The organism is Hymenobacter negativus (assembly GCF_016056375.1).
GTDB classification, from domain to species: Bacteria; Bacteroidota; Bacteroidia; order Cytophagales; family Hymenobacteraceae; genus Hymenobacter; species Hymenobacter negativus_A.
This window is the reverse complement of record NZ_JAEDAE010000001.1, coordinates 87,155-114,153: the sequence shown is the minus strand read 5'-3', so window position 1 is coordinate 114,153 and position 26,999 is coordinate 87,155. Positions and strand designations below refer to the sequence as shown.

28 protein-coding genes are annotated in these 26,999 nt (G+C 61.2%); 15 read left to right on the top strand and 13 right to left on the bottom strand.

Features of this window, described 5'->3' with window-relative positions; genetic code table 11:
* The first annotated feature begins 4 nt into the window (after nt 1–4).
* Both I7X13_RS00590 and I7X13_RS00585 read left to right on the top strand, forming a co-directional pair.
* Complete coding sequence (locus I7X13_RS00590; RefSeq protein WP_198073964.1) at nt 5–1,273, top strand: aspartyl protease family protein; 1,269 nt, start codon at nt 5–7, stop codon at nt 1,271–1,273.
* Between the two features lie 60 nt (nt 1,274–1,333).
* Nucleotides 1,334–1,711 (top strand): DUF423 domain-containing protein, encoded by a 378-nt coding sequence (locus I7X13_RS00585; RefSeq protein ID WP_198073963.1) that lies wholly within the window; start codon nt 1,334–1,336, stop codon nt 1,709–1,711.
* Nucleotides 1,712–1,787: 76 nt separating this feature from the next.
* On the opposite strand, the gene I7X13_RS00580 is transcribed toward I7X13_RS00585, so the two are convergent.
* The 4 genes from I7X13_RS00580 to I7X13_RS00565 form a co-directional block, all read right to left on the bottom strand.
* Nucleotides 1,788–2,327 (bottom strand): DUF1573 domain-containing protein, encoded by a 540-nt coding sequence (locus I7X13_RS00580; RefSeq protein ID WP_198070228.1) that lies wholly within the window; start codon nt 2,325–2,327, stop codon nt 1,788–1,790.
* A gap of 165 nt (nt 2,328–2,492) precedes the next feature.
* Nucleotides 2,493–3,923 (bottom strand): ATP-dependent DNA helicase, encoded by a 1,431-nt coding sequence (locus I7X13_RS00575; RefSeq protein ID WP_198070227.1) that lies wholly within the window; start codon nt 3,921–3,923, stop codon nt 2,493–2,495.
* Entirely contained in the window at nt 3,923–4,303 is a 381-nt protein-coding gene (locus I7X13_RS00570) for a hypothetical protein (RefSeq protein ID WP_198073962.1), read from the bottom strand. Before I7X13_RS00570 ends, I7X13_RS00575 begins: the two co-directional genes overlap by 1 nt.
* Nucleotides 4,304–4,329: 26 nt before the next feature.
* Entirely contained in the window at nt 4,330–4,773 is a 444-nt protein-coding gene (locus I7X13_RS00565) for a PaaI family thioesterase (RefSeq protein WP_198073961.1), read from the bottom strand.
* A gap of 70 nt (nt 4,774–4,843) precedes the next feature.
* On the opposite strand from I7X13_RS00565, the gene I7X13_RS00560 reads away from it, so the two are divergent.
* The 4 genes from I7X13_RS00560 (at nt 4,844) to coaD (ending at nt 7,667) form a co-directional block, all read left to right on the top strand.
* The gene (locus I7X13_RS00560) at nt 4,844–5,470 is read left to right on the top strand and encodes a DUF4126 domain-containing protein (RefSeq protein ID WP_211532118.1); all 627 of its coding nucleotides are present in this window, start codon (nt 4,844–4,846) and stop codon (nt 5,468–5,470) included.
* 126 nt (nt 5,471–5,596) lie between these two features.
* Nucleotides 5,597–6,100, top strand: coding sequence for an NUDIX domain-containing protein (locus tag I7X13_RS00555; protein WP_198073960.1), 504 nt, complete (start codon nt 5,597–5,599; stop codon nt 6,098–6,100).
* A gap of 127 nt (nt 6,101–6,227) precedes the next feature.
* The gene (locus I7X13_RS00550; protein WP_198073959.1) at nt 6,228–7,100 is read left to right on the top strand and encodes a DUF3822 family protein; all 873 of its coding nucleotides are present in this window, start codon (nt 6,228–6,230) and stop codon (nt 7,098–7,100) included.
* Nucleotides 7,101–7,199: 99 nt separating this feature from the next.
* Entirely contained in the window at nt 7,200–7,667 is a 468-nt protein-coding gene (coaD, locus tag I7X13_RS00545) for a pantetheine-phosphate adenylyltransferase (protein ID WP_198073958.1), read from the top strand.
* Nucleotides 7,668–7,675: 8 nt separating this feature from the next.
* Here coaD and I7X13_RS00540 read toward each other — a convergent pair whose 3' ends face one another.
* Both I7X13_RS00540 and I7X13_RS00535 read right to left on the bottom strand, forming a co-directional pair.
* Nucleotides 7,676–8,164: a hypothetical protein gene (locus tag I7X13_RS00540; RefSeq protein WP_198070221.1), complete on the bottom strand. Its 489-nt coding sequence runs from the start codon at nt 8,162–8,164 to the stop codon at nt 7,676–7,678.
* A gap of 17 nt (nt 8,165–8,181) precedes the next feature.
* Nucleotides 8,182–8,889, bottom strand: a complete 708-nt coding sequence (locus I7X13_RS00535) for an NUDIX hydrolase (RefSeq protein WP_198070460.1) — start codon at nt 8,887–8,889, stop codon at nt 8,182–8,184.
* Between the two features lie 139 nt (nt 8,890–9,028).
* Here I7X13_RS00535 and I7X13_RS00530 point away from each other — a divergent pair, with 139 nt between their 5' ends.
* A complete protein-coding gene (locus tag I7X13_RS00530) occupies nt 9,029–9,532 on the top strand; it encodes a metallophosphoesterase family protein (RefSeq protein WP_198073957.1) in 504 nt (167 codons plus the stop codon).
* 176 nt (nt 9,533–9,708) lie between these two features.
* Here the strand turns inward: I7X13_RS00530 and I7X13_RS00525 are convergent, their stop codons facing one another.
* Nucleotides 9,709–10,014 carry a hypothetical protein gene (locus I7X13_RS00525; protein ID WP_198070478.1) on the bottom strand — a complete coding sequence of 102 codons (306 nt, stop codon included), beginning with the start codon at nt 10,012–10,014 and terminating at the stop codon, nt 9,709–9,711.
* A gap of 264 nt (nt 10,015–10,278) precedes the next feature.
* On the opposite strand from I7X13_RS00525, the gene I7X13_RS00520 reads away from it, so the two are divergent.
* The 4 genes from I7X13_RS00520 to I7X13_RS00505 all read left to right on the top strand — a co-directional run bounded on the left by I7X13_RS00520 (nt 10,279) and on the right by I7X13_RS00505 (nt 14,128).
* Nucleotides 10,279–11,325, top strand: coding sequence for a threonine aldolase family protein (locus tag I7X13_RS00520; RefSeq protein WP_198070219.1), 1,047 nt, complete (start codon nt 10,279–10,281; stop codon nt 11,323–11,325).
* 147 nt (nt 11,326–11,472) lie between these two features.
* Nucleotides 11,473–12,753 carry a cation:proton antiporter gene (locus I7X13_RS00515; RefSeq protein ID WP_198073956.1) on the top strand — a complete coding sequence of 427 codons (1,281 nt, stop codon included), beginning with the start codon at nt 11,473–11,475 and terminating at the stop codon, nt 12,751–12,753.
* Nucleotides 12,754–12,802: 49 nt separating this feature from the next.
* Nucleotides 12,803–13,495, top strand: coding sequence for a metallophosphoesterase family protein (locus tag I7X13_RS00510; protein WP_198073955.1), 693 nt, complete (start codon nt 12,803–12,805; stop codon nt 13,493–13,495).
* A complete protein-coding gene (locus tag I7X13_RS00505) occupies nt 13,496–14,128 on the top strand; it encodes a DNA-3-methyladenine glycosylase family protein (RefSeq protein ID WP_198073954.1) in 633 nt (210 codons plus the stop codon).
* Nucleotides 14,129–14,172: 44 nt separating this feature from the next.
* Here I7X13_RS00505 and I7X13_RS00500 read toward each other — a convergent pair whose 3' ends face one another.
* Nucleotides 14,173–14,796, bottom strand: a complete 624-nt coding sequence (locus I7X13_RS00500) for a 2'-5' RNA ligase family protein (protein WP_198070215.1) — start codon at nt 14,794–14,796, stop codon at nt 14,173–14,175.
* Between the two features lie 47 nt (nt 14,797–14,843).
* Nucleotides 14,844–15,401: a DUF1572 family protein gene (locus tag I7X13_RS00495; RefSeq protein WP_198073953.1), complete on the bottom strand. Its 558-nt coding sequence runs from the start codon at nt 15,399–15,401 to the stop codon at nt 14,844–14,846.
* Nucleotides 15,402–15,557: 156 nt separating this feature from the next.
* On the opposite strand from I7X13_RS00495, the gene I7X13_RS00490 reads away from it, so the two are divergent.
* Together I7X13_RS00490 and I7X13_RS00485 are read left to right on the top strand one after the other, a co-directional pair.
* Nucleotides 15,558–18,272 carry an AsmA family protein gene (locus I7X13_RS00490; protein WP_198073952.1) on the top strand — a complete coding sequence of 905 codons (2,715 nt, stop codon included), beginning with the start codon at nt 15,558–15,560 and terminating at the stop codon, nt 18,270–18,272.
* Nucleotides 18,273–18,429: 157 nt separating this feature from the next.
* On the top strand, nt 18,430–20,340 hold the full coding sequence (locus I7X13_RS00485) for an ABC-F family ATP-binding cassette domain-containing protein (RefSeq protein WP_198070212.1): 1,911 nt from the start codon (nt 18,430–18,432) through the stop codon (nt 20,338–20,340).
* A 107-nt stretch (nt 20,341–20,447) separates the two neighbouring features.
* On the opposite strand, the gene I7X13_RS00480 is transcribed toward I7X13_RS00485, so the two are convergent.
* Nucleotides 20,448–21,014, bottom strand: coding sequence for a DUF4256 domain-containing protein (locus I7X13_RS00480; RefSeq protein WP_198073951.1), 567 nt, complete (start codon nt 21,012–21,014; stop codon nt 20,448–20,450).
* A 227-nt stretch (nt 21,015–21,241) separates the two neighbouring features.
* On the opposite strand from I7X13_RS00480, the gene I7X13_RS00475 reads away from it, so the two are divergent.
* The gene (locus I7X13_RS00475; protein WP_198073950.1) at nt 21,242–22,570 is read left to right on the top strand and encodes a type IX secretion system plug protein; all 1,329 of its coding nucleotides are present in this window, start codon (nt 21,242–21,244) and stop codon (nt 22,568–22,570) included.
* A gap of 9 nt (nt 22,571–22,579) precedes the next feature.
* Here I7X13_RS00475 and I7X13_RS00470 read toward each other — a convergent pair whose 3' ends face one another.
* Nucleotides 22,580–23,452, bottom strand: coding sequence for a hypothetical protein (locus I7X13_RS00470; RefSeq protein WP_198073949.1), 873 nt, complete (start codon nt 23,450–23,452; stop codon nt 22,580–22,582).
* A 262-nt stretch (nt 23,453–23,714) separates the two neighbouring features.
* Here I7X13_RS00470 and I7X13_RS00465 point away from each other — a divergent pair, with 262 nt between their 5' ends.
* Nucleotides 23,715–25,184 (top strand): M48 family metalloprotease, encoded by a 1,470-nt coding sequence (locus I7X13_RS00465; RefSeq protein WP_198070208.1) that lies wholly within the window; start codon nt 23,715–23,717, stop codon nt 25,182–25,184.
* A 103-nt stretch (nt 25,185–25,287) separates the two neighbouring features.
* Here the strand turns inward: I7X13_RS00465 and ychF are convergent, their stop codons facing one another.
* Complete coding sequence (ychF, locus tag I7X13_RS00460) at nt 25,288–26,388, bottom strand: redox-regulated ATPase YchF (RefSeq protein ID WP_198073948.1); 1,101 nt, start codon at nt 26,386–26,388, stop codon at nt 25,288–25,290.
* A gap of 166 nt (nt 26,389–26,554) precedes the next feature.
* Nucleotides 26,555–26,923, bottom strand: a complete 369-nt coding sequence (locus I7X13_RS00455) for a DUF3276 family protein (protein WP_198070206.1) — start codon at nt 26,921–26,923, stop codon at nt 26,555–26,557.
* Between the last annotated feature and the right edge of the window lie 76 nt (nt 26,924–26,999).

Sequence of the window (26,999 nt, the reverse complement as noted above, 5' to 3'; positions counted from 1 at the left end):
GATTATGCGTAGCCCGCACTTGGTGTTTTTGCTGGTTGCCTGGGCCCTTTGCGGGGGGCTGCATTCGCCCGTTCGCGCCCAGACGGGGCCCTTGCTGCCCGGCCCGTTCGAGTTCACCCGTGCCAATGACCACCAGACCTCGCTAAGCTTTCAGGTGCAGCGCAACCTGCTGGTGGTGAAGCTGCGTCTGAACGGCGCCGGCCCCTATAATTTTCTGCTCGATTCCGGTGTAGGCACGTCCATCATCACCTCGCCGCAATTGGCCGACTCGCTGCGCCTGCACCACGGGCAGTATTTCCGGGTAATTGGCATGGGCGGGACCGATACCGGCCTGCTCGCCTACCAAACCGACAGCGTGCGCGTAGAGCTGCCGGGCGCGGTAGCCCCGCGCATGAGCTGGCTGGTGATGTCGGAGGATGTGCTTAATCTGTCGGGCTACGTGGGGGTGCCCATCAGCGGCATTCTGGGCTCCGAGTTGTTTCGCAGCTTCGTGGTCACCATTCATTCGGAAATGTCCACGGTGGTGCTCAACGACCCGACCACCTATCACCCTCCCCGGGGCCGGCGCTGGTCGAGCGTGCCGCTCTCGCTGGAAAATAACAAGGCCTATTTCACCGCGCCCGTGCAGCTCAACGACTCGCTCACGATGCCGCTAAAGCTGGTGCTGGACACCGGAGCCAGCCACGCCCTCTCGTTGGAGCTCGACTCGGACCCGCGTATGGCGCCCCCCGCCCACCGCCTGCCCGCCGACCTGGGGCGGGGGCTATCGGGCACGGTGCGCGGCTTTCTGGGGCGGGTGCCTACCCTGCATTTGGGCCGCTACGCCTTGCGTTCGGTCCTCACCTCCTTTCCCGATGCCGGCGACGTGCACCGGCGCATCGACGTGCAGCGCAACGGCAACATTGGCTACGAGCTGCTGAAACGGTTTTCCCTCGTTATCGACTATCCACACCGCCGCCTGCTGCTCCGCCCCAACACCAAGTTTCGCGAGCCGTTCGAGCACGACATGTCCGGAATTGACCTGCTGGCTACCGGCGACGACTACCACCGGTTTCTGATACTCCGGGTCATGCCCAACTCGCCGGCCGCCACCGCCGGCATCGAAGCCGACGAAGAGTTAGTCAGCGTCAATTTCTTACCCGTCAATACGTTCTCGCTGACGCAGCTCGACCGCATGTTGCATTCCGAAGACGGCCGCGTGCTCCTGCTCGTGCTACGCCGGCCCGACGGCAACCTCCACACCGCCTCTCTGCGCCTCAAACGGCAAATCTGACGCCCGGGCTTGCGAGTAGGCGGGCTACCTTCGTGCCTACATTCTCCCCTATTCTTCTTTATGACTGCTCGACTTTTGATTCAGCTGGCTGCCGTGTTTGGCGGCCTGGGCGTGGCCATCGGGGCCTTCGGAGCCCACGCTTTGCACGACATGCTGGTGAAAGCCGGCCGCGCCGATACCTTCGAAACCGCCGTGCGCTACCAGTTTTACCACGCCCTGGCCGCCCTGGCCGCGGGCATGCTTTGGGCCGCTCGCCCCGAGCTGCGCAGCCTCGGCACCACGGGCGCACTCTGGCTGGGCGGCATCGTGGTGTTCAGCGGCTCGCTCTACGCCTTGTGCTTCACGGGCGTGACCAAGCTGGGCGCGGTGGCCCCCATCGGCGGACTATTGTTTCTGGCCGGCTGGGTTAGCCTGATTTTGGCCGTGCGCGAGCTCTAAGGCTTTGCCAGGACGCAAAAAGGCCGTCTGCTGGTGCAGACGGCCTTTTTTATGGGGTTTTAGCTTTGGCGAAAGCTTATTTCACTTTGGCTTTCAGCTTGGAGTCGCCCACTTTTTCTTTCACTTTCTTACCGTTGTCTTTCGCGGCCGGAGCCATCGGCGTGGTGTCGGTCACGCTCATGCCGGGAGCAGCGTTGGCAGCGGCCGTGGTGGCCTCTTTCACTTCGCCAACCAGCGAAACGGTGGTGCTGCCAGCAGTGGCGTTCGACTCAATGGTCAGCACTTTGTTCTGCATGCCCATTTTGCCGGCCGAGTTGAAGTGGGCGGCGATGGTACCGGTTTTGCCAGGGGCTACGGGAGCCTTGGTCCACTCCGGAGTGGTGCAGCCGCAGCTCACGCCAATGTTGGAGATGATGAGGGGAGCCGTGCCCGTGTTCTTGAACTTGAACGTGTGGTCAACGGTACCACCCTGCACCACCGAACCGAAGTCGTACTTCACTTCTTCAAACGTGATGGCGGGGCCGGCCGTGGTGGCGGCTTTGGCAGCCGGAGCCTGGGCCTGGGCGGAGTAGGCGGCAGCGGTCAGGCTCAGGGCGAGAAGCAGGGTTTTTTTCATAAAATTCAAAAAGAAGAAACGTTGATGAGCTGAGGGATGAACAAATTTAGTGCTTTCGGGCGCACTCACAAATTTCTGACCAAACTAGCCGGCCATGCCTGAAGAAACGGTGAAGTCTTTCTCAACGAAGCGGCTTGCGTTATGATTCCGTGTTGTTCGGGCGACTTAGTCCTCCTCCACCGGGTCGCTTATCAGCTTTTGTTGAAAGTTGAGCAGAAACAGCCGCTCCGAGGCCCGCGTGATGGCCGTGTAGAGCCAGCGCGCAAACTCGCCCGCCAGCGGCTCGTCGGGCTTTAGAAAGCCGTGGTCCACGAACACGGCCTGCCACTGCCCGCCCTGCGCCTTGTGGCACGTCAGGGCGTAGGCAAATTTTATTTGCAGGGCGTTGAGGTACGGGTCTTTGCGCATCTCCTTGTAACGCTCGGCCTTGGTTTTGAGGTGGGCGTAATCCTCACTCACGGCCATATACAGGGCATTGTTGCGGTCCGAAGGCAGGGCCGGGCTTTCGGTGTGCAGCGTGTCGAGCAGCAGCTTCACTTCGATTTCGGGCTCGTCAGGATAGTCCACCAGCCGCACCTGGGCCTGCGCGAAATGGAAGCCGTACATCTCCTCGCGCCGCACCACTTTGGTGATTTGCAGGAAGTCGCCGTTGGCCAGGAAGCCGATTTCGGAGTCCTTCGGCAGCCAGTAGTAGTTGTTGCGCACCACCATGAGGTAGTCGCCGCCCTCAATCTCCTCCTCGGCATCGAACAACGCCCGCCGGATGAGCTGGTTATATTGATTGGCGTTGCGATTAGAGCGGCAGATGATGGTGGTGTTTTCGTGACCGAACTGGCGGTAGGCCCAGCGCAGGCCGTCCTCCAGCTTGTCGCCGCCCATCTTGAAAATATCGCGGAAGCCCTTGGTATGCAATTGAATATTGGGCGTTTCCTCGCGCAGCTCCTCGCGCAGCTCGGTAGCATTCACCAGTATGCCCGACTGCTGGGCCTGACGCATCACCTGGCGCAGCTCCACGTGGGCCACGTCGGCGCGGAAGCGGTGGGCCAGCAGCTCCGGGTCGAGGGCCGGGCTTAGGAGCTGGCCCACCGGCGGCAGCTGCGCCGTATCACCGATAACGAGGAGCTTATTGCTGGTTTTCTCGAACACGAAGCCCATCAAATCATCCAGCAAGCCGTTCTCGCCGAAGGCTTTCTCGTCCGAAATCATCGAGGCTTCGTCCACGATGTAGAGCGTCTGCTCGGCGCGGTTGGGCTGGCGCTGGAAGTTGAGCCGCTCGGAGGGCGAGCCGCTGGTTTGGCGGTAAATCTTTTTGTGGATGGTGCTGGCGGCCACGCCCGCGTAGCCGGCCATCACCTTAGCGGCGCGGCCGGTGGGGGCCAACAGGGTGTATTTGCGCTGCATCTTATGCAGCCACTGCACCAGGGCGCTCACTACGGTGGTTTTGCCGGTGCCTGCGTAGCCGCGCAGCACAAAGACCTTGCGCCCCGGCAACTGGTCCTTCAGAAAAGCGTCGAGCTGCGTGAAAAGCAGGGCCTGGTCGTCGGTGGGCTCGTAGGGAAAGTAGTCGCGGACGGAGGGAGTACGGAGGGAGAGCATTATTTTATTCGATACAAATCACCACTTTCAAAGCCGGTATAAACAGGAATAGTGCCTCCTAAAAAGGAGCTTTGCACTAGCATTTTTCTTAACGCTCTACCTAGCACATAAATAACATCCAGAAGTATCCAGTACCATTCCCGTCCGTCATCCCCTGAGATGATAAGTTCTTTCGCAGCAAGAAATTCTGGAAGATTAGCGGCCCATTCGTCATGTTCTTCATTATAGATTTTCGAACCGGCCAAATAGAGAACATATCCCTCTTCTACTTCACCAAGCCCAAAACGATAAGCAGAGATTCCATCAAGCGGTTTTTCACTCGTCAAAATCCCATGCAGCCAAGCTTGTACTTCAGCTTGAAAGGCAGTTGTGTCTCCCATCCTTGTTTTTGGCGTAAAGCTCAAATCTAAACCGGCTCAATCACGGCCATCGTGGCGCTGGCTTTGGCAATCATCAGGTCGTCGCACCACACCTCGGCTTCGCAGAAGTGCAGGCGCCGGCCGGGTTTCAGCACCCAACCAATGGCGCGGAGCTGGCGGCCCACGCCGGGGTGCAAGTAGGAGATTTTCAGGTCCGATGTGACCACGCCGAAATTGTCCGGCACCAGTGTCACGGCCGCGAAGCCGGCCACTAAATCGGCCAGCGTGGCAATGAGGCCGCCGTGCGCGAAGCCGCGCTGCTGCAAGTGCTGGTTTTCCAGGGTAAGCTCGACCTCAATGCGGCCGGGGGTAATAATCGTCATTTCGGCCCCAATGAGGTGCATGAAGCCCTGCCCCAGCAGCTTGCGGCGGATGCGGGTTTCGAGGTCGACGGTGGTAGCGGAAGCGGGAGCGTGGTTTTCTGAAGACATTCATCAAAGGTACTGGCCTACGGCCCGCGCCCGTATCTTTCGGGGGCACAATTCAGCTTTCGCAATGGTCATGGAACAGGTCCCGGCAATGCAGTTTCTGGTGGCGGGCGCGCTGGGCCTGGGGCTGGCGGCGTGCAGCGGGTTTCGGGTATTCGTGCCGCTGCTGGCAGCCAGCATCGCCTACCACACCGGCTACCTGGCCCCGGCGGCCGGCTTTGCCTGGCTGGGCACTTGGGCGGCGCTGCTCATGCTGGCTACGGCCACGGTGGTAGAAGTGGCGGGCTACTATATTCCGCTGGTCGACCACGCGCTGGATACAATGACCACGCCGGCCTCCTTCATAGCCGGCACCATTCTGATGACCTCGGCCCTCCCCCACCTCGACCCCACGCTGCGCTGGACGCTGGGCATATTGGTAGGCGGTGGCACGGCCGGCCTAGTGCAAACCGGCACCGCGCTGCTGCGGGGCGCTTCCACCGCAACCACTGGTGGCTTGGCAAACCCTGTGCTGGCCACCGCCGAAAACACGCTGGCCGTGAGCGGCGTGGCCATTACGCTACTGCTGCCGCTGGTGGCGGCGGGGCTGGTGGTGTTGCTGCTGGTGTTCATCCTTAGCCGGCTGTGGCGCTGGCGAATGCGTCGCCGCACGGCAGCAACGAGCCGGCTGGAGCAAAAACAACGTCGGTCAGACAACTAACCAGCTTACTATTAAACCATTGAATCAGGACAGTTGCTATCGGTAAAACAATGTCGTATTGAAGGCGTTTGCCGTACAAGGCTGCCGCCTGATACTCCGGCGGCCTTTCATCCTTCCAACTTAGCTATGCCTGTTTCGCCGAATACCTCCCCCGACACCCTCCTGCAGGCATATTCCGGTAAAGTTAGGGTGCGGGTTGGGGGGCTGCTGCTGCGCGATGGTGGCATGCTGCTGGCGGGCCACCGGGGACTGCTGCCCACGGAAGCGCCGTTCTGGTCGCCGCCGGGCGGGGGCTGGCAGTTTGGCGAGAGCATTAAAGAAGCTTTGGTGCGGGAATTTCGGGAAGAAACCGGCCTGACGGTTCGTGTGGGGCGCTTTCTGCATCTGCACGAATTCAGCACCGATAAGCTCCAGGCCCTGGAGCTTTTCTTCGAAGTAATAGCTGACGCCGACGCCCAACCCATTCTGGGCCACGACCCCGAACACGCCGCCGACCACCAGCTACTTACAGATTTACAGTGGCTTACACCCCGGCAGCTGATGCAACTGCCCCCAGCGCAGGTGCATCCGTTGCTGCGCATGATGCTCAGCCCCGACGACCTGTTCGTGCCCCAGTTCCGCTTCGTCTAAATTAATCCTGCGCTGCTTAAGCGGGGGATGGCGGCAGTCGGCTGATTCCACCCGTCCCGGTTTTCGCGGCTTCCCCAAGCGCGGCCTTATCTTTAGCCCCGGCCGTTGGCCTGCTTAGCTTCGATTCGTGCCTGCTCCTACTACCTCAGCCTCTTTTGCGTCGGCGGCGTTGCCGCCCCTGTTGCGCCTGCGCGATGAAACGTTCGACCCCGCCAATCTGGGGGCCTACAACTTGTATCTGCTGGCCAGCCCGGCCCGCCTGCACGTAGCCGTGGCCGACGTGGAACGGCGCAAGTTTGTAGTGCTTGAGGACTACCAGCTGCCCACTGGCGGCGTGCCGGCCCTGGCTGCCCAACACGATTTCCTGGGCCTGCGGGGCTGGAATGCGGTGCGGCTGGCCGTCACGGGGCGCGCCTTCACGCTACTGCCGGCCCCGCTGTTCCGGGCCGGCGACGAGGCCGCGGCCCTGCGCCTGCACCATACCCCTACACCCAGCGAGGTGGTGCGCCACACCACCCACCCCGGCCTGGAGCTGGTGAACGTATTTGCTGCTGATGCGGCCCTGGCTGAGTGGCTAACCGCCACCTACGGCGCCACCGGCCGCCTGCTGCACCACACCAGCGCGCTGCTGGCCGGGCTGGTGCACCAGCGCGGGGCAGCCTCCCCGCGCCGGCTGTACCTTAACCCCGGCCCACAGGAGCTGACGCTGGTGGTACTGGGCCAGCACCTCGAATACTGCAACGTGTTCCCCTGCACTACCGCCGAAGACGTGGTGTACTACACCATCCTCGTGATGCAGGAGCTGGCCCTCGACCCCGACCAAGACGACGTGACCGTGTGGGGCGAGCTCACGCCCGATTCGGCCGTGTTCAGCCTGCTGCGCACCTACGTGCGCAACGTGCATTTTGGCACCCGGCCCGGCAATGTGCAGTACAGTTACCGGCTCAACGACGTGTACGAGTACCGCTATTTCGACCTGCTCAGCCTGCACTTCGCGTAGCGGAGTTATGAATTATGAGTTAAAAGTTATGCGTTGTCATCGTGCCAGTTGAAACACCTAACTCATAATTCATAACTTTTAACTCAAAACTTTTCCCCAATGCCTCGCATTGCCCTTTTCCCCGGTTCCTTCGACCCGTTTACCAATGGCCACCTCGATATTGTGCAGCGCGGGCTGGCGCTGTTCGACCACGTCATCATTGCCATCGGCACCAACAGCAGCAAGCAGCGCTACCTGCCGGTTGAGCAGATGCAAGGGCTGATTGCCGGGCTATTCGAACGGGACCCCCGGGTTTCGGTGCGCACCTTCAAAGGCCTCACGGCCGAGTTTGCCCGCGAAACCGGCGCCGGCTTTTTGTTGCGCGGCCTGCGCAACAGCCCCGATTTCGAATACGAAAAGCCCATTGCCTACGGCAACCAACACCTCAATGCCGGCCTGGAAACAGTATTTCTGCTGACCTCGCCCACGCTGGGCGCCATCAGCAGCACCATCATCCGCGACATTCACCGTTTTGGGGGCAATGTCGATGCTTTTCTGCCATTTCCGCTGCCGCCTCTGGCGCAGTAGCGCGGTGGTTACTGGCTGAGCGCCAGTGCCAGCACCCGCAGGCCCATGAGCTGGGTGGGGCGGTTCCGCTGAAAAAATGGCAGCACCAGATAGTCCGGCGAGTTGAGCCGCAGGCCACTGCGGGTCATCAGCTCGTTTTCGTTGCTGCCCATCAACAGCAACTCATTCACCCGGCGTGTGCGGGCATCATAGCCCACCACCATGGTCAGGCCCCGGTGCTGAAATAGCACCGTCGAATCCAGTCGCTCGTCGGAGTGGATGGAGGGCACCCGCGTGGGGTCGGTGAAGGAATCCGGCACGGGCAGGCGCGGGCCTAGCTGCTGGCTTATCTCATCAATGGTGAGCGGCAGCAGCGCCGACACATTCAGCTGCGGCAGTTTCAGGGCCGGGGCGGCAGCGGAGGGCGCGGCGCGGTCATGGTTGGGCTCGTGGGCGCCCGAACAGGCCCCCACGCCCACCATGAGCATACCAATCACCGTTTTCTGAAACCACTGCATTGCCCGGTAATGTACGGTTACTTCCCGCTCGCCGGTTCTTTGGTGGCCTTGGGCTTGCCGGCCATTTCGCTCAGGTAGTGGCGCACCACCAGCGCGATGGAGGCATAGGAATCTTCCAGTTTGGCCAGGGCTTCCTGCGGCGACATCCAACGCACTTCCTCAATATACTCCTCGGTTTGGGGCTTCATCAGGCTGTCGTCGAGGCACTTCATGAGGAACCAGCTGGTTTTCTTCAGCATCTTGTTGCCTTTGTAGGCGTAGCTGTGCCAGGTACTCGGCAGTTCTTCGCCGAGTTCGAGCTTGATGTTCGTTTCTTCCTCCACTTCGCGCAGGGCACCAGCGGCCTGGTCCTCATCGCTCTTGAGCTTGCCCTTGGGCAGGTCCCACTTGCCGAGGCGGTAAATCATCAGCACCTGGTCGCCTTTCACCACCAGCCCGCCGCCGGCCTTGGCAATTTTGAACTGGTCTTTGAAGTGCAGGGTGATGAATTTTTTCTTTTTGACCAACATGGTCAGCGACTTCAGCTTTTTCAGCTTCTTCACTTCCATCAGGCGCAGCAGACGGTCGATGAACAGCGGGCCGGCGTCGCGCACCAGCACATCACCTACCAGGTCTTTCGATGTGAAGTCATCGTCGGGACTCAGGATGAGGTCGAACTTGTGCTTGTACACTTTTTCGCTGAGCTTCTTGATAACCAGCGGAATGTCGTTGATGAAAATGTTCATCGGGAAAAGCGAATTGAGGGAAGACATCGGCCTAGAGAAGGCCGCCGACGTCAGGAAATAAAATTAAGAGGCTGGTCGGTGGTAGCGGCTGCAAGATACGGGAATGGGCCGATTTGCCGGCCGCCCCCATCTTTACGGCATGACACGTATTGGCCTGCTTTCCGACACCCACGGCTACCTCGACGAGCGAATTGCGCATCATCTGCGCGACTGCGACGAAATTTGGCACGCCGGCGATTTCGGCGATGCCCGTGTGGTGGACGAATTGCAGGCCTTAGCGCCGCGCTTTCGGGGCGTGTACGGCAATATCGACGGCACGGACGTACGCCGCACCCAGCCCTTGGTTCAAGACTTTGAAATTGAGGGACTGCGGGTTTTGATTACCCACATTGGCGGCTACCCTGGGCACTATGCGCCCGCCGCCCGGCCCCTGCTCGACCAGGTGCGGCCGGGGCTGTTCGTCACCGGGCACTCGCACATTTTGCGGGTAATGCCCGACCCGCGCCGCCACCTGCTGCACCTCAACCCGGGCGCGGCCGGGCGCCACGGCTTCCATCAGGTGCGCACGCTGCTGCGCTTTGGTATCGACGGCGGCAAGGTGGTGGATTTGCAGGCCGTGGAATTGGGTAAGCGCAGCAGTTAAGGCCGTCTGTCATTGCAAGCAGAATGCAACGGAGCACAGCAATCCGCGCTGCCCATGAGAAAGCCAACAAGCCCCGCAACCTGCAAAACAGGAAACGGGGCTTGTCGAATTTTGGGCCTAGCCAACGAAACCGGCCAAATTGCTTTAGCCCGGCACGCTGGCCAACGGAAAATTACTTACAGAGCAATTTCAGGCTTGGGGTGCTCGCCTTCCTGACCGTCGGCGTTCACCGGCTTGGTCACGGCATCAGCAGCATCGAAAGCGGCGGCGTTGTCGGCCGTTTCGGTGGTTTTAGCAGCCTTTTTGGCAGGAGCTTTGGCGGCGGGAGCAGCAGTTGCGGTGGTGGTGAAGCGCGATTTCAGCTCTTCCAGGTCCACGTTTTTCAGGACGGGCGTGCGGAGCAACTCCTTAATGATGTGCTGCTTGTTGTTGGCGCGGGCAATGTTCTTGCGGTGCTTGCGCTTGAGGCGGGTAACGGTCATGGTGCCGGAATGATTAGAGTCTAGGGCTTACGAAACGGAGGGCAAAAGTAGGGCTTTCATTTTGAAAGTGCAAGCCTGCGAGGCATTTTGCTGAATTACTGCGCATTCGGGCAAGGGGCAGTCGCCGGGTTTCGGGCGCTACTTTTGCCCCGGCCACCCGGCCTGGTTCCGAATTTCCGTAGCGCCAATCTGCGGCACTCCCGAAATTTCGGACTGCTTGTGCTGCGCTCTTTTTCGATTAGCCGCTTCCCTCTATTACCGCTTATGCCTACTGAAAAACCCGAACTGCCCCTAGCTGATTTGCGCTCCGATACCGTGACGCGCCCCACCCCTGCCATGCTGGCCGCCATGTGGGCCGCCCCCGTGGGCGACGATGTGTACGAGGAAGACCCCACCGTGCGCCGCCTCGAAGAAGCCGCCGCCGCCCGTTTCGGGTTGGAGGCCGGCCTGTTTTGCCCCTCGGGCACCATGACCAATCAGATTGCCATCAAGGCCCATACCGAGCCGCTGAGCGAGGTGATTTGCGAGCAGACGGCCCACGTGTATTTGTGGGAAGTGGGCGGCATTGCGTTTCACTCGGGGGCGTCGGTGGCGCTGCTGCCGGGCGAGCGGGGCCGCCTCACGGCCGCGCAGGTGGAGGCCGCCATTCGGCCCGAAAACGTGCATTACCCCACCACCCGCCTGGTGTGCCTGGAAAACACGCACAACCGCGGCGGCGGCAGCTGCTATTCGCTGGAAGATTTGCAGGCCATCAGCGAAGTGGCGAAAAAGCACGGCCTGGCGCGGCACCTCGACGGCGCACGCATTTTCAACGCATTGGTGGCTACCGGCCAGCGCAGCGAAGATTACGGGCAGTTGTTCGACTCTATTTCGGTGTGTTTGAGCAAGGGCCTGGGGGCGCCGGTGGGCTCGGTGCTGCTGGGCTCGGCCGATTTTATTAAGAAGTGCAAGCGCATTCGCAAGGTGATGGGCGGCGGGTGGCGGCAGGCCGGCTACCTGGCCGCCGCCGGACTTTTCGCGCTGGAAAACCACGTCGACCGCCTGGCCGACGACCACCGCCGCGCCGCCCAGCTGGCCGCCACGCTGCGCCGGCAGCCCTACGTGGCCGAGGTGCTGAACCCGGAAACCAACCTCGTCATCTTCCGCTTGCATGATACACTACCCGCCGCCGATTTCCTGGCCGCATTGGAGGCGCAGGGCATCCGGGCCAGCAGCTTCGGGCCGCAGTGGATTCGCTTTGTAACGCATCTGGACGTGGATGATGCGATGGTGGCGCGCATTGAAGCGGCACTGGGTTCAATGAGTGAATGAGTGACTCGGTTTGTCATCCTGAGCGCAGCGAAGGACTTTATAACAACTGAATAGCTTGCAGTAATCCAACCGTTGCAAACGTGATAAGGTCCTTCGCTACGCTCAGGATGACAAACGTATTCTTCGTACTCATTTGCCTCAACCACCGTGGACCTCTACACTGCCCTTGCGCTCCTGCTCGTCATTGCGGCGGCTTTTGCCTACGTCAATCTGCGTTTTCTGAAAATGCCCACCGCCATTGGGCTGATGGTGCTGGGGCTGGTGGCGTCGCTGGCGCTGGTGGGGCTGGCGCAGTTTGAGGTGACGCCGGTGCTGGAGTTTGCAAGGCTGGTGAACCGGCTCGACTTCAGCACCATCGTGATGCAGGTGATGCTGGGGTTTCTGCTGTTTGCGGGCGCTATTCACGTTGATACCCGCAGCCTGGGACGGCTGCGTTGGCCGGTGAGCGTGCTGGCACTGGTGGGCACGCCCCTGAGTACGGCGCTGGTGGCGGGGGCCATGTACCTGCTGCTGCCGTGGTTTGGGCTGCCCACGCCATTCATCTACTGCCTGCTGTTTGGGGCGCTGATTTCACCCACCGACCCAGTGGCGGTGCTGAGCATACTGACCAAAGCCAACATTCCGAAATCACTGGAAACGAAGATTGTGGGCGAGTCGCTGTTCAACGACGGCGTGGGCGTGGTGCTGTTTGTGGTGACGCTGGAAGTGGCCCTGCTGGGGCCGGGCGACGTGACGCTCAGCCACGCCCTCGCCATATTTCTGCGCGAAACGGTGGGCGGGCTGGCCCTGGGCACGGCCCTGGGGCTGGGCGCGGGCTGGTTGCTGCGCACCATCGACAACTACCAGGTAGAGGTGCTTATTACGCTGGCGCTGGTGGCCGGCGGCACGGCCCTGGCCACGTACCTGCACACGTCCGGACCGTTGGCTATGGTGATGGCCGGGCTGCTGGTGGGCCACTTCAGCCGCAGCGGCGGCATGCTTTCGGATGCGTCGCAGGACTACGTAGACAAGTTCTGGGAGCTGATTGATGAGGTGTTGAACGCGCTGCTCTTTGTGCTGATGGGCTTGGAAGTGCTGGTGCTGCACATTCCCGGGCGCACAGTGCTGGCGGGGCTGGCGGCCATTGCGGTGGTGCTGGCGGCGCGGCTGGCGGCAGTGGCCCTGCCGCTGGGGCTGCTGCGGGTACGCAACACCTTCCGGGCTTCCGACCACAGCCTGGCCGTGCTCACCTGGGGCGGGCTGCGTGGGGGGCTGTCGGTGGCGCTGGCCCTGAGCCTGCCGGCCACCATGCCGCGCGAGCTGCTAGTGGGCATTACCTACGTGGTGGTGGTGTTTTCGATTATCGGCCAGGGCCTTACTATCGGGCCACTGGTGCGCTGGCTGGGCGTGGCGCAGCCAAATACGGATGCGGCAAAAAAACACGGCTAAAACCTTTCCGGCAGGACCTTTCCGCCCTCTTTTCACTGTTTTCAAAGCCATGAATCTATTCATCATTGGCGATGTGCACGGGTGCTTTTATACTTTCAGCGAAATGCTGAAGCGCTGGAACCCGGCCACCGACTACCTCATTCAGGTGGGCGATTTGGTGGACCGGGGAGCCCATATTCCCGAAACCGTGGAGCTGGCCCGGCAGCTGAACGAGCAGTACCCCGAGTCGACCACCTTCCTGATGGGCAACCACGAGGATGCTCTGCTGCACCACTTCAGCCCTCAGGGTCCCTACCCCGGCTGGCTGAACTGGGGCGGACGCAGCACCACCGACCAATATAAGCGGCAGCCCAAACTACTTGCCCGGCACCTGCCTTGGCTCGAACAACGCCCGCTGCTGTGGCAAAATGACCATGTGCTGGTAAGCCACGCCGGTCTGGCCGACATCCCGCTGGAGCTGGCCCTGGACCGCGACAGTTCCGACGGCATCTTGTGGCGGCGAGGGCCGCTGCGGCGCCTTCCGCAGCTGCAAGTGGTGGGCCACACCCCCATGGATGACGGCGAACCCATCCACGACCCCGATTCCCACACCATGTACATCGACACGGGCGCGGTATTCGGGCGCAACCTCACGGCCCTGCGCCTCTCCCCGACCGGCGACGTGCTCGATATCATTATGCTGCCCGTTAACCCCGACGACTTACCGGACAAGTCGCGCTACTCCCACCTTACGCCCCGCTAAATGCTCAACCAAGCCGCCATCGAACACCTTTCGGCCGTCGACCCGATTCTCGGGGCCGTCATTGCCAACGGCCGCGACATTCATCCGCGCCCCCACGAAGACCTGTACTTAGCCCTGCTGCGCGCCATCGTAAGCCAGCAGATTTCGACCAAAGCGGCGGCGGCCATCTGGAAGCGCTTCCAGGCATTGTTTCCGCCCGAGGGCTACCCCGAGCCGCGCGAAGTGCTGGCGCTGAGTGAGGACGAGCTGCGCGCCGTGGGCCTCTCGCGCCAGAAGGCCGGCTACCTCAAAGCCATTGCCGAGTACAACGAGCGGGGCCTGCTCGACTACGAACACCTCACCAGCCTTTCGGAGGAGGCCTTTACCCAGCACCTTACCGCCATCAAAGGCGTGGGCCGCTGGACGGCCCAGATGCTCCAGATATTCGCCCTCGACCAGCCCGATGTGTTTGCCGAAGGCGACCTGGGCGTGCAAAACGCCATGCGCAAGCACTACGGCCTGGAAGAAACCGGCCGCGCTCTGCAAAAACGCATGATTGTGATTGCCGAGTCCTGGCGGCCCTACCGCTCGCTGGCCTGCAAGTACCTATGGCAGAGCCTTGACAACGGCACCCAGATTCCGCCGTCGGTATAGTGGGGTTTGATGCTTAAATGGACCGGCTACACTGTCCTGCTAGCCTATTTTTCTTTTAGCACTGCCTGTTCCACCCCCAGCTGGAAGGTTTCTTCCTGCAGGAACAAGTCGCCTTGCTGACGCAGGATGGCGAGGTTATTTATCTCAATTTTCAGGTTGTAGGTTTCTTCGTTGAGGTAGCTCAACACCGGACCGAGCAGGTCGGGGGTGGTGTCGTGCAGGGCCAGGGAAATGTGCGGCAGCCAGCAATCAGGGCCGCTGAACTTGTCGGTGCGCAGGCACAGTGGCGCGGTGGCCTCGATGATGCGGTGGTGCAGGGCATTGAGGGCGTCGGAGCGCAGCACGGGGATGTAGATAACCGGCCGCTCGCCCGGAAACACGCCCAGGCCGGTGGTGAAGGCCGAAAAAGGCTCGGTGGTGGCGGCCACATCGGCTAATACTTCCTTCAGGGCCGAGAGCTTGTGCACGCCGGCCAGCTGGTAGGTCAGGTGCGGGTCGGGGGTGGCCTGCACGTCGTCGAGCCCGAACTTTTTCTCTAAGCGCTTGATGATGCGGTTGATGTGCGCGGCGTGAGGAGGCGTGAGCAGGGTGGTGATGGCAAGCATATGGGGCGGGGGCCAATCGGTGTTCTCGGCGGGGCAGCCGGGCAGAAAATCAGGCTGAATCATTGGCATGTTGCTTACGGGAGGACGGCCAAGTAGATGCACGAGCGTCCCTATTTTCGGTCCTGCATGGCTTGGTTGAACTGCTGGCTTTGGCCGCGCGGGATGCTTAAGGATTGAAAATCATCGCCCCGAATGATTTTAGCCAGCTGCACCAGTTGGCCTACGTGTGAAGCATAATGCGCCACCTGCCGCTGCACGGCCTCCAGCACCGAGTGCGCCTCGCCCCGAATGGTAACGGTGCGCAGCAAATCGGCCGGTTGCAGCTCGTTCAGCAAATCGAACAAGACTTGCCAGGCGGCTTCCCACTCCTGCCGCAGCGCCGGAATGCCGGCCGCGCTCTGGGGCTCCTCAAATTCCTGGTCGCGCTGACGGGTGGGCTTCTCGCCGTCGGTGGTCAGGAAATCGGTGAAGCGCGAGCGCAGGTTGCCGGCCATGTGCTGCACGATGACGGCAGCGCTGTTGCTGCCCGGCGCGGGCCGGTGCAGCCATTCGGCATCGCTGAGCTGGCCCAGGGCGCGGTCGGCCAGGGTTTTATATTGCTGAAAGCTGTGGCGGAAAGAAGCCAGCAGGGCCGCGCCCAGGGCGTCGGCGGCGGATGGGGTAGGCATGGCCTAAAAGTAATGAATCCGGCCGAAGCTACGGTAAGCCGGCCGGCATTTTTAACCAGCTGACTGGTCGGGGAATTGCGCCTTTTCATCGACTCAGCGGGCTGGAGCACAACCCTACCAAGGGCCGTTTGCGTTATCCACTTTCCGCCAAATACCGTGTCCGAACTAGCTGCACCCACCGCCCTTCCGTCTCCTGCCGCACCCCGTGCGCCCGAAGCTCCTTCGCCCCGGCCCCGTCGCTGGGTTTGGTGGCTGCTGGGCGTGGCGGCGGTGCTGCTCGTGCTCACCCTGGTGGCCCAACGCATGCTCGACCCGTGGCTGCGCCGAAAGCTGGTGCAGCAAGTAAGCACCCAAACCCACGGCCAGTACCGTCTGCAAGTGGGCGCCCTGCACACCAGCCTGTGGCAGCGCGTCATTCGGCTCAGCGACCTGCGCCTGCGCCCCGCCGCCACCGTGGCCGATACCCTGCCCCGCATCCGGCTCGACGTGGCCCAAATCGATATCACGGGTATCGGCCTGCTGGCGCTGTTGCGGAAGGGCGTGGTGCCAGTTGATAGCGTGGTGCTGGATTCGGCCCGGGTTGAAGTACTGGCATTGGCTCATAAACCCACCAAAAACGCTGGTAAGCCACTGCACGAAAAACTACCGCTCAAGCTCAAAGGCCTGGATATCGGCTATTTTGGCTTGCAACATATTCAGGCCAACTACCAGCCCGGCGGCACGCAAAATCAGCCCACGGCTCAATTTCGCCGCGCCGACCTGAGCGCCCAGAACCTGCTCATCAGCGCGGCCGGCGCGGCCGATTCGCAGCGTCTGGGCTATGCTATTGGCTGGAATTTGCGGCTGCAACACGCGCAGGGGCACGCGGGCGGCCACCAGCTAGCCGTGGCCGGGCTCACTGTTTCGACCGCTGACCAGCGCATCCAACTCGACTCTGGGCGGGTGCAACCGCTGGGAAATGCCACCGCCGGTAAGCCCCGCATTGATTTGACGCTGCCGCGCCTGCTCCTCACCGGGTTGCGGGCGGCGGAGTTGCAGCACCAGCACCGGTTTCGGGCCGATTCACTGCTGATTCGGCAGCCGCAGCTCACCGCCAGTTTGCCCGCTACAGGCTCAGCGGGAAAGGCAACATCACCTCTGGAATATCTAAAAAGCCTGGATTTGGCGCATCTGGCTGTGCAGGAAGGCTACGTGCGGGTGCAGGGCGCAGCGGCAAATCCCGTCATCCACGGCCTGCAAGTGGCGGGCACGGCCATTCATTTTGATTCATTGAATGCGCCCGATGCGCAGCGCATTTTCTTTGCCAATGCCTGGGAAGTGGCGCTGGGCCGCAGCCAAGCCACGGTGGAGGCGCATGCGCTGGCGCTGGGCAGTGTGCATTTATCAACCGCGAAAGGAACGTTTGACCTGCGCTCGGTGCGGATTCGGCCGCCCGCGCCGGGCCAGGGCAAGCCCGGCGGCGTGCGTGTCGACCTCAAGCTGCCCGGCCTGGCATTGGCTGGCCTCGATTCCAAGGCATTGCAACAACGCCATTTCAAGGCCCAGAGCCTGGTGCTGGACCGGCCGGACCTCGATTTCACGCCGCCCGTGCAGCCCCCTCCGCCCTTCTGGAAGCTACTCTCGAAACAGCTGCGCCGCTCCGACCTGGCCGTGGTGCGCGTGAACCACGCCGACGTGCGCTTCGGCCGCTGGCGGCATGCTCCTCACGTGCGCGACCTGAACGCGACCGGCAAATCCATCCGCATCGATTCGGTGGCGAACATCGACCCGGCCCGCATTGCCTACGCCCGCGCTTGGGTGCTGAATACCGGCCGGTTTTCTGCCCCCTTCGACCGCCCTTTTTATCGGGCCAGCAGCCAGCACGTGCACCTCGACACCGATGCCCATCAGCTGACATTCAGCGACATGCTACTGCGCCCCCGTTTCTCGCCTATCGGGATGAACCTGCACAAGGGCTACCAGGCCCCGGCCGTCACCATTAAAGTGAAGCGGCTGGCGCTGGCCGGGCTCGATTTTGTGGGGCTGGTGAACCACGGCGATTTTCGGATGAAGCGCGCCACCGTGCAAAGCCCGGTCGTCACCATTGCCTCCGACGGCCGCGGGCCCATCAACCCGAACAAGTCCAAAATCTCGCCCGAGGAGATGCTCAACCTGCCCGTAATCGTCGACGTGCCCCGCCTCGACCTCGTGAACGGCAACCTCTACACCACCTACCGCAGCCCGCTCACGCCCATCACCGGCACCATGAACATCAACCGATTCAACGGTACGTTCCTGAACCTGAGCAACGACCGGCGGCACCAGACGCCCGCCACGCCCCTCACCGGCCGGGCCACCACCTACCTCCAAAACCAGTGCCGGCTCGATGCGCAGTTATCCGTGTATTTGCTCAACCCTAAAGGCCGCCACCATATCTGGGGCGTGTTTGGACCCGGTCCGTTTGCTATGCTCAATTCTATGACTGTGCCCACCAAGCTGGTGGAGTTCAAGCGCGGCCAGGCTCAGCGCATCCGGTTCGATATGCGGGTGGACCGCCAGGGCACCACCGGCACCATGTGGGCCGAATACACTGGTTTGCAGATGGAACTGCTGGGCTACAAGCACGAGGAAGTCAAGAAAACCCTCATTAAGCGAGTTATTTCGAAGGCCGTCAACGTCATCGTGATTCGCGACCAGAACCCGCGCAAGCGCGGCGAGCTGGTGACCGGCGAAATGAAAAGCACCCGCGAACCGCGCTTTTCGGTGTTTGCGCTCTGGCGGCAGGGCGTGGTAAGCGGCCTGTTCAACAACGCGGGCGTGCCGCAGAAAATAGCCCAGAAGCTAAGCGAAGCGCAGGACCAGGCCCCACTGCCGAAGGGTCCATCTAAATAGGGCTCCAACTAATTGGTTATGCCGAACCAACCCGAGCGGACGGTGCCGTTTCGCACTTTCCGGTCCGGTTTGGCGGTTGCGTATTCCAGCAGCACGGTTTTTTAGCCGGCGGCCCCCTCCTCGGCCGTACCTTTGCGCCTGAATACCCCGCGACCCCATGATTTCAATCTCCGACCTCGACTTCCACTTCGGCTCCCGCACGCTGTACGACAACGCCAGCCTGCACATCAAGCCCAAGGATAAAATCGGCCTCATCGGCCTCAACGGCACCGGCAAATCGACGCTGCTGCGCCTACTCGTAGGCGAATACAAGGCCGACGGTGGCTCGATTTCGATGAGCAAGGAAGTGACGTTGGGCTTCCTCAACCAGGATTTGCTGAGCTACGACACGCACGAAAGCATTCTGCACGTGGCCATGCAGGCCTTTGAGGAAGCGCTGGAATTGCAGAAGAAAATCGACGAAATTCTGGTACTCTTCGAAACCGATTATTCCGATGATTTGGTGGACAAGCTGGCCACCATGCAGGAGCGGTTTGAGGCACTGGGCGGCTACACCATGCAAGCCCGCGCCGAGGAAATTCTGGAAGGCTTGGGCTTCTCGACCGAAGACCTGCAAAAACCGCTGAAAAGCTTCTCGGGCGGCTGGCGCATGCGCGTGATGCTGGCCAAAATCCTGCTCCAGCAGCCTTCCCTCCTGCTGCTTGACGAACCTACCAACCACCTGGACTTGCCCAGTATCAAGTGGATTGAGAACTACCTGGCCGACTACGAGGGCGCCGTCATCATCGTGAGCCACGACCGCGCCTTCCTCGACCGTACTACCAATACCACGGTGGAAGTACTGGGCGGCAAGCTGGTGCCCTACGCCGGCAACTACAGCTACTACCTCGAAGAAAAAGAGGAGCGCAACCTCATCCAGAAAGGCGCTTTTGAGAACCAACAGGCCCAGATTCGGCAGGCCGAGCGATTTATCGAGCGTTTCAAGGCCAAGGCCAGCAAGGCCAAGCAGGCCCAGAGCCGCGTGAAGGCCCTGGACAAGCTGGAGCGCATTGAGGACGTGGCGCAGGACGCGGCCAAAATCAACATGAAGTTCACCTTCAAAGTCGAGCCCGGCCGCCACATCCTGCGCATGGAGCACGTGACGAAGAAGTACGACCAGAAGCTGATTTTCCGCGACACCAACGTGCACATCGAGCGCGGCGATAAAATTGCGCTAATCGGGGCCAACGGCAAGGGCAAATCGACCCTGATGCGCCTGGTGGCCGGCACCGAGGCCCCCACGGCAGGCAAGCACCAGCTGGGCCACAACGTGATTATGTCGTTCTACGCCCAGCACCAGCTCGAGAGCCTCACGCTCGACAACGAGATTTTGCAGGAGATGAGCGAGGCCGGCTCGAAGCGTAACGACATGGAATTGCGCTCGGTGCTGGGTTCGTTTCTGTTCACGGGCGACGAGGTGTTCAAGAAAATCAAGGTGCTGAGCGGCGGCGAGAAAAGCCGCGTGGCCCTGGCCAAAACGCTGATTTCGGAAGCCAACTTCCTGCTGCTCGACGAACCGACCAACCACTTGGACATGGTGTCGGTGAACATCCTCATCCAGGCGCTGGAGCAGTACGAGGGCACGTTCATCGTCATCAGCCACGACCGGTACTTCGTGGAAAACGTGGCCACCAAAATCTGGTTTATCGAAGACTACCAGCTGAAGGAGTACCCCGGCACCTACGAGGAGTACGAGCGGTGGCAGGACGACCGCGAGAAAGCCGCCAAAAAAGCCGGCCTGCCCTCACCGTCGGCCAACAAGCCGCAGCCCAAGGAGGAGAAAAAAGCTGACCCCATGCCGGCCAAAACTTCGTCGCCCGACCAGAAAAAAGCCCTCAAGGAACTAGCCGAAGTGGAAGCCAAAATCGACGTGCTGGAAAAGGAACTGGCCGGCTACGAAAAGCAGCTCGCCGACCCCAAAATCTACGAAAACGCCGCGCAGCTGAAAGATGCGACGGTGAAATTTGAGCAGGTGAAAAAGGAATTGGCGCAGTTGAATGACCGTTGGGAAATGCTGGCGGAGGTGTAATCCAAAACCGCTCAAAACAGAAAGCCCCTTGCGCAGCAGTAGCTGCGCAAGGGGCTTTTTTCATAGGCAATCCGCCTGAATTCTTCTTGAAATCAGCTGACTATATCTCAAACCCGCAGCGAGCCCCGAAAGCCCCGGCCGCCGTAGTACGACTGCGCGCCGTTGTGGTACACGAAGACGGTACCGAAGCGAAAATCGGCAAAAATGGCCCCGCCGAGCTTGCGGATTTCCGGCGGGGTTTTCAACCAACTGGACGTTTTTGCATCGAATTTTCCCAGCTTTTGCAGGTTGCGGTACTGCTCTTCCGTTAGAAGCTCAATGCCCAAATCGGCGGCCATATCCACGGCATTATTTTCCGGCCGGTGCTCTTTTCGGGATTCCAGCCCGGCGCGGTCGTAGCAGACGCTGCGGCGGCCGGCGGGGCTTTCGGCGGCGCAGTCATAGAAAATATATTCGCCCGTCTTCGCATCCATGCCTACTACATCAGGCTCGCCACCAGTCGCTTCCATGCTATCAAGAACCCATAGCTTTTCGGGATGAGCATCCAGCCTTGCCTGCACCCTGGCCCATTCGAGGCCTGTGTGGCGGCTCATGTTTTTTTCAAACCGGGCGCTTAGAGTCCGGAGCAGCTCCTCGCGTTGGTCGGATGACAACGCGGCATTTCCCTTTGTCATAGTCTATTTGATTTGATTGACCTGCTTACAATGCCAGGAATTCAGCCACGAGCCAAGGCCCTGGTTTAAGCGGCAAACTTATGGCCTCCGAACCAATAGGAAGCACCGTGAGTACTGCCAAAGCCGGCCCGGGGGAATGAGCCCACCACTTACGCGTGGCCATTGGCGCACCAGCTCCGCTGTTCCGGATACGGACCAGCCCGCGCCGCTGCTGTAACTTTCGGCCCATGCGTATCCTTCCCCTTGCCTCCCTCCTGCTCGCCACCGCCTGCGTGCCGCTGGGCACCCCCATCACCAGCACCACGCCCGGCACCCAGAAGCCCCCGGAATACTACGCCGACCGCACCCTGCGCTACCAGGACTACACCTACGCGCCCGACGTGCGCAGCGTGCAGTGCTACGTGAACACCGGCCAGCCCAACGAGGTGCTACAGCCGCCGGTGGTGCCGCTGGGCCAGAGCCCGAGCATCGTGCTGGAGTTTGACGTGCTGGGCGAGCAAAGCCAGCGCTACACCGCCAAGCTCATTCACTGCGATGCCGACTGGCAACCTTCGGTGCTGACGGACATGCAGTTTCTGAGCGAAATCAACGAATTTCTCATCACCGATTACCGGGTGGGCACGGGCACCAAAGTGCCGTATTACCACTACCGGCTGCGCGCGCCGCAGGTGAAGCTGAGCGGCAACTACCTGCTGGTGGTGCAGAGCCAGGGCGGTGTGCCGGTGCTGTCGCGCCGGCTGCTGGTGTACGAGAACCAGGTGAATGTGGGCCTGGCGCCAGGCATCGTCATTGGTGGGCAGGAGCGGTTCACCATGCAGCAGCTCGATTTCAGCATCGGCTACGGCACCGTGGATTTGGTGAATCCCGCCGTGGAAGTGAAGGTGGTGCTGCGCCAGAATTTCCGATGGGACAACGCCAAATACAACCTGCATCCCACCTTCGTGCGCGACGCCGAGCGCCGGCTTGAGTACCAGTATTTCAACTTCGAAAACGCATTCCCCGGCCTCAGCGAGTACCGCTATTTCGACACCCGCTCCATCCAGACGGTGGGCATCGGAGTGCTGCACGTGGACCCGCGCGCCACGCCCGTTACCACGGTGCAGCTCCAGCCCGAGGTGCCGCGCAGCCAAACTGCTTATAACCAATACGTGGACTCCAACGGCCAGCGCGTGTTCGAGAGCCGCGAATACGGCAGCGGCGCCACCAATGCCGACTACGCCGACGTGGAGTTTCAGCTAAAGGCGCCGCAGCCCGCGCCCGGTCCGGTTTATGTATTCGGCGCGCTCACCGACTGGCAGCTGAAGGATGAGTTCAAGCTGAAATACGACGAGGCGCAGCAGCTCTACACCGGCCACGCGCTGCTCAAGCAAGGCTACTACAACTACGATTTTGCCGTGGCCGGCGCCACTGGCAAGGCTCCGAACGAAGTTTACTTCGAAGGCACGCACTACGAAACCGAAAACCAGTACGACCTGCTGGTGTACTACCGCCCGCCTGGCACCCGCGCCGACCTGCTCATCGGCTACAAAACCGTGGACATGAACAGCCGGCAGTAGCACTGGCAGCTACTTCGCGCTAAGCTGCACGCTGGTTTTCAGCGCAAGCGGGGTCATTTGTGCCCCGCCGTATCCGCCGCCACCTCGCATACCCCCACCGCCATAGCCGCCACCACGCATGCCGCCACCGCCGCGCATTCCACCCCCACCGCGCATGCCGCCACCCATGCCGCCCTGCATACCGCCGCCTCCGCCCCCACCCTGGCTGGGCATGGAGAGCTTGCCACCAGCCAATGTGATGCCGACCACGGCTTTTTGGCCGGTGGCCAGCGCGGGCAGCTTATGGTAGAGCAGGCGCATCGGCACGGCCAGCTCGTAAATCAGGTCCTCCTGGGTATCCAGGGCCAGGGCGGCTTTCACGCCGAGCTGTGACTGAGCATCGGTGAGGGTGGGCTCTTTGCTGCCTTTGTAGTTGAAGAGTTCCATCTCGCGCATGTTGGCAATGACGCGCGTCATGCGCTCGCGCCGGGAAGCCTGGCGGTCGGCCGGTGAGTTGGTGGCGTTATCCGGCTGCTGGTCGTGGTTTTCGGCCGGACCACGCCCGCCCAGCTGGCCCAGCGGGAAATGCACGCCAAATTGGTGTTGGTTGCGCCCCGTGGTGTCGAGCCAGACCGTGAGGCCCAGCCGCACGATTCTGGCCTGGGTGGCCGGGTCGGCGGCTTTAAGGCGCAGGTACACCGCGCGGCCGTCGTTCAGAACCTGGTATTGCAGCTTGCTGTTGGGGTCGTAGTGCAGCGAGTCGGTCCACTCCGTGGCCAGCCCATCCACCACCGGCGGCGCGGGCACAAACCGGCTGGCGCTGCTGGCGGTGGGCTGGCGGCTGCACGCCAGAAACAAAAAAGCTGCGGGCAGCCACACGGGCCACAAACGGGACGTAGTCATTGCAAAAACTGAGAACAAGCGGGCAAAACCAGCCGCAATGTTGCCGGGCATTGCGTGTGTTTTGGGTGAATGTGACTGGTTTGGCCGCAAACTGGCAGGGAAATGGCATAACCCTGACGGGGCTTGCCCCCAATGTCCCCAACGCCCGGCCGATTGCCGGCTCCGTCCGGCCCAACCGTAGCGCGGCGTAACCGCATTTGCCCTGCCGCCGTTGCAAGCCCATCCGTAGCCCTTCACCGGTAATTCCGCTTTATTTATTCCCATGAATCTTTCGCTTCTTCCTTCGCTGCGCACCGGCGCGCTGCTGTCGCTGCTGCTACCGTTGGCCAGCTCGTCCAGCATCACCGATTGGGCCGCCCGCCGCCCGGCTGCGTCCGCCACCAAGGCCGCTCCCACTGCCCGCCCGCTGCAGGGCGCCAAGCCCGACCCGGCCGTTATCGCCCAGTTTGGCCTGTACGATAATGCCAAGCTGCAAAGCCTCATCACGGCGCGGGGCAAGGCCATGACGGCCATCTCCGACCGCCCCGGCGACTATGGTTTCACCATCGTCGACTCGCCCATCATCAACGCCTTCGCCACGCCCGACGGCCACGTGTACTTCACGCGCGGCATCATGGCATACTTTAATGACGAAGCCCAATTCTCCGGCGTGCTCGGGCACGAGCTGGGCCACATCACCGCCCAGCACGGCAAAAAGCAGCAGACGCGCAGCACCATTGCCGGCATCGGCATGATACTGGGCTCGGTGCTGGCCCCACGCATCATGCAGTCGGTGGGAGGCGTGGCGCAACAGGTAGTGGGCCTGGGCATGCTCAAATACGGCCGCGACGACGAGAACGAGGCCGACGGCCTGGGCGTGAAATACTCCACCAAAATCGGCTATGACGCCAGCCACATGGCCGATTTCTTCCAGACCCTGGAGCGCACCGAGGCCCAGAGCGGCAGCAGTATCCCCACCTTCCTGAGCACCCACCCCAACTCGGCCGACCGATACACCCGTGTGAAGCAGCTGGCCGCCCAGGCCAAGCAAAGCGTGGGCAACCGCACGCTGGCCGTGAACCGCGACGCCTACCTGCGCTCCATCGAGGGCCTGACCTTTGGTGAAGACCCGCGCCAGGGTTTCGTGGAAAGCGGCGTGTTTTACCACCCCGATTTGAAGTTCCGCTTCCCCATTCCCTCGGGCTGGAAGTCGCAGAACGCCCCCGACAAATTCCAGATGGCCGAACCCAACGGCAAAGCCCTCCTGGTGTTCCTGGGAGCCAGCGGTTCTTCACTGGATGAGGCCGGACAGAGCCTTGCCAAATCCATCGGCCTGGCCTCGGCCAATGCCAGCAAAACCACCATCAATGGCTTCCCGGCCCTCGTGTTTGAAGGTGACCAGCAGGCCACCGACCAAAGCAGCACGCCCGCCCACGTACTGGCCCAGCTCATTCAGGACGGCAAGAGCATCTATGCTTTCGTGGGCCTGGCCGCGCCGGCTTCGTTCAGCACCTACGCGCCGCAGTTTCAGCGGGCCGCCCAAGGTTACGCCCGCCTCACCGATGCCAACAAGCTGAACCGCCAGCCCGAGCACATTCACATCCGCACTGCCACCGGCACCCAGACGCTAGCTTCAGCCCTAGCATCGGCCGGCATTCCGTCGAGCCGCTATGAGGAGCTAGCTATTGTAAACGGGATGAAAACCACGGACAAGCTGCCCAAGGGCATGCTATATAAAGTAGTTGGGAAGTAGCCACGGATTAGCTCGAATTTTCGAGACAAATCAACATTAAAAAAGGCTTGCCGAACGGCAAGCCTTTTTGTTTTTCCACAGAAAAAACGGGTAAATTCCCAGATTAAACGTTAAACCGGAAGTGCATGATGTCGCCGTCCTGCACCACGTAGTCTTTGCCTTCCACGGCCATTTTGCCGGCTTCTTTAATTTTTACTTCCGTCTTGTACTCCTGATAATCCGGCAGCTTGATAACCTCGGCACGGATAAAGCCTTTCTCGAAATCGGAGTGAATAACACCGGCCGCGGCGGGCGCTTTGTCGCCCTTGTGGATGGTCCAGGCGCGCACTTCCTGCACGCCGGCGGTGAAGTAGGTAATCAGGTTCAGTAGCTCGTAGCTGGCCCGGATGAGCTTGTTCAGGCCCGACTCGGTGAGGCCGTACTCGCCCAGGAACATGGCTTTTTCCTCGGGGTCTTCCATCTCGGCAATCTGCGATTCGATGGCGGCCGACACCAGCACCACTTGGGCACCTTCGGCTTTCACATGTTCGCGCAGGGCGTCCACGTGCTTGTTGCCGTTGGTGGCAATGCTGGCCTCGTCCACGTTGGCCACGTAAATCACGGGCTTAATGGTGAGCAGCTGCAGGTCGGCAATGGCTTCGAGGTCGTCGGTCGATGCTTCCACGGCGCGGGCGTTGAGGCCAGCTTCGAGAGCAGCTTTGAACTTCTGCAGCGATACCACTTCCTTCTTGGCCACAGCGTCGCCGGCCTTGGCGCTGCGCTCCGATTTCTGCAGCTTCTTCTCAACGCTTTCCAGGTCCTTGAGCTGCAGCTCGGTGTCGATAACGTCTTTATCGAACACGGGGTCGACGCCGCCGGCTACGTGCACGATGTTGGGGTCGTCGAAGCAGCGCACCACGTGGATGATGGCGTCGACTTCGCGGATGTTGGCTAGGAATTTATTGCCGAGGCCCTCGCCTTTGCTGGCGCCTTTCACAAGGCCGGCGATGTCGACAAACTCGATGATGGTCGGCAGCACGCGCTTGGGGTTCACGAGGGCTTCCAGAATCTGGAGGCGCTCATCGGGCACGGTAATAACGCCCACGTTGGGCTCGATGGTACAGAACGGGTAGTTGGCCGATTCGGCCTTGGCGTTTGAAAGCGCGTTGAAAAGGGTGGATTTACCGACGTTCGGCAAGCCGACGATACCGCAGCGGAGGCCCATGGTGGGAGTGAATGAGTGACTGAGTGATTGAGTGAATTGCAGGCAATTCGGCCGCAAAGGTACGGCTTGCCGCCACGCAAAACGGCGCGCCCGGACCAAAGTCCAGCCGCGCCGTTGAAATCGGGCTAAAAAAGTTAACCACTAATCACGACTCTCTCACTCCTGTTTAGAAGCTGTCGTCGCTGCGGTTGGGGTCGAAGGCAGGGCGCTCGAACTCGCGGCGGGGTTGGTCGCGGTCGTCGTAGTCGCGGGGACGGTCGAGCTCGGCCACTTCTTCGGGGCTCAACAGTTCTTCGCGCACGTAGTCCACGGCGTCCTGCAGGGCATCCACAAACTTGAGGAAATCTTCCTTATAGAGGAAAATCTTGTGTTTTTCGTACGAAACGGAGTCGTCGCCGTTTTGCCGGCGCTTGCTCTCGGTAATGGTCAGGTAGTAATCCTGGCCGCGGGTGGCTTTCACGTCGAAAAAGTACGTGCGCTTGCCGGCTTTAATGCGTTGGGAATAAATCTCTTCCTGGTCGTGACGGTCGTCCACTGGAATTGGGTGGGGTATGAGTGGGAAATAGAATCGGTCGGTTGGTTGAAGGGACTAACTTACGAAAGTTGCGGCA

Excerpts from the sequence above, each read along its gene's own strand:
- I7X13_RS00590 (WP_198073964.1), top strand. The coding sequence starts at position 5 with ATGCGTAGCCCGCACTTGGTGTTTTTGCTGGTTGCCTGGGCCCTTTGC.
- I7X13_RS00585 (WP_198073963.1), top strand. The coding sequence starts at position 1,334 with ATGACTGCTCGACTTTTGATTCAGCTGGCTGCCGTGTTTGGCGGCCTG.
- I7X13_RS00580 (WP_198070228.1), bottom strand. The coding sequence starts at position 2,327 with ATGAAAAAAACCCTGCTTCTCGCCCTGAGCCTGACCGCTGCCGCCTAC.
- I7X13_RS00575 (WP_198070227.1), bottom strand. The coding sequence starts at position 3,923 with ATGCTCTCCCTCCGTACTCCCTCCGTCCGCGACTACTTTCCCTACGAG.
- I7X13_RS00570 (WP_198073962.1), bottom strand. The coding sequence starts at position 4,303 with ATGGGAGACACAACTGCCTTTCAAGCTGAAGTACAAGCTTGGCTGCAT.
- I7X13_RS00565 (WP_198073961.1), bottom strand. The coding sequence starts at position 4,773 with ATGTCTTCAGAAAACCACGCTCCCGCTTCCGCTACCACCGTCGACCTC.
- I7X13_RS00560 (WP_211532118.1), top strand. The coding sequence starts at position 4,844 with ATGGAACAGGTCCCGGCAATGCAGTTTCTGGTGGCGGGCGCGCTGGGC.
- I7X13_RS00555 (WP_198073960.1), top strand. The coding sequence starts at position 5,597 with ATGCCTGTTTCGCCGAATACCTCCCCCGACACCCTCCTGCAGGCATAT.
- coaD (WP_198073958.1), top strand. The coding sequence starts at position 7,200 with ATGCCTCGCATTGCCCTTTTCCCCGGTTCCTTCGACCCGTTTACCAAT.
- I7X13_RS00540 (WP_198070221.1), bottom strand. The coding sequence starts at position 8,164 with ATGCAGTGGTTTCAGAAAACGGTGATTGGTATGCTCATGGTGGGCGTG.
- I7X13_RS00535 (WP_198070460.1), bottom strand. The coding sequence starts at position 8,889 with ATGAACATTTTCATCAACGACATTCCGCTGGTTATCAAGAAGCTCAGC.
- I7X13_RS00530 (WP_198073957.1), top strand. The coding sequence starts at position 9,029 with ATGACACGTATTGGCCTGCTTTCCGACACCCACGGCTACCTCGACGAG.
- I7X13_RS00525 (WP_198070478.1), bottom strand. The coding sequence starts at position 10,014 with ATGACCGTTACCCGCCTCAAGCGCAAGCACCGCAAGAACATTGCCCGC.
- I7X13_RS00520 (WP_198070219.1), top strand. The coding sequence starts at position 10,279 with ATGCCTACTGAAAAACCCGAACTGCCCCTAGCTGATTTGCGCTCCGAT.
- I7X13_RS00510 (WP_198073955.1), top strand. The coding sequence starts at position 12,803 with ATGAATCTATTCATCATTGGCGATGTGCACGGGTGCTTTTATACTTTC.
- I7X13_RS00505 (WP_198073954.1), top strand. The coding sequence starts at position 13,496 with ATGCTCAACCAAGCCGCCATCGAACACCTTTCGGCCGTCGACCCGATT.
- I7X13_RS00500 (WP_198070215.1), bottom strand. The coding sequence starts at position 14,796 with ATGATTCAGCCTGATTTTCTGCCCGGCTGCCCCGCCGAGAACACCGAT.
- I7X13_RS00495 (WP_198073953.1), bottom strand. The coding sequence starts at position 15,401 with ATGCCTACCCCATCCGCCGCCGACGCCCTGGGCGCGGCCCTGCTGGCT.
- I7X13_RS00485 (WP_198070212.1), top strand. The coding sequence starts at position 18,430 with ATGATTTCAATCTCCGACCTCGACTTCCACTTCGGCTCCCGCACGCTG.
- I7X13_RS00480 (WP_198073951.1), bottom strand. The coding sequence starts at position 21,014 with ATGACAAAGGGAAATGCCGCGTTGTCATCCGACCAACGCGAGGAGCTG.
- I7X13_RS00475 (WP_198073950.1), top strand. The coding sequence starts at position 21,242 with ATGCGTATCCTTCCCCTTGCCTCCCTCCTGCTCGCCACCGCCTGCGTG.
- I7X13_RS00470 (WP_198073949.1), bottom strand. The coding sequence starts at position 23,452 with ATGACTACGTCCCGTTTGTGGCCCGTGTGGCTGCCCGCAGCTTTTTTG.
- I7X13_RS00465 (WP_198070208.1), top strand. The coding sequence starts at position 23,715 with ATGAATCTTTCGCTTCTTCCTTCGCTGCGCACCGGCGCGCTGCTGTCG.
- ychF (WP_198073948.1), bottom strand. The coding sequence starts at position 26,388 with ATGGGCCTCCGCTGCGGTATCGTCGGCTTGCCGAACGTCGGTAAATCC.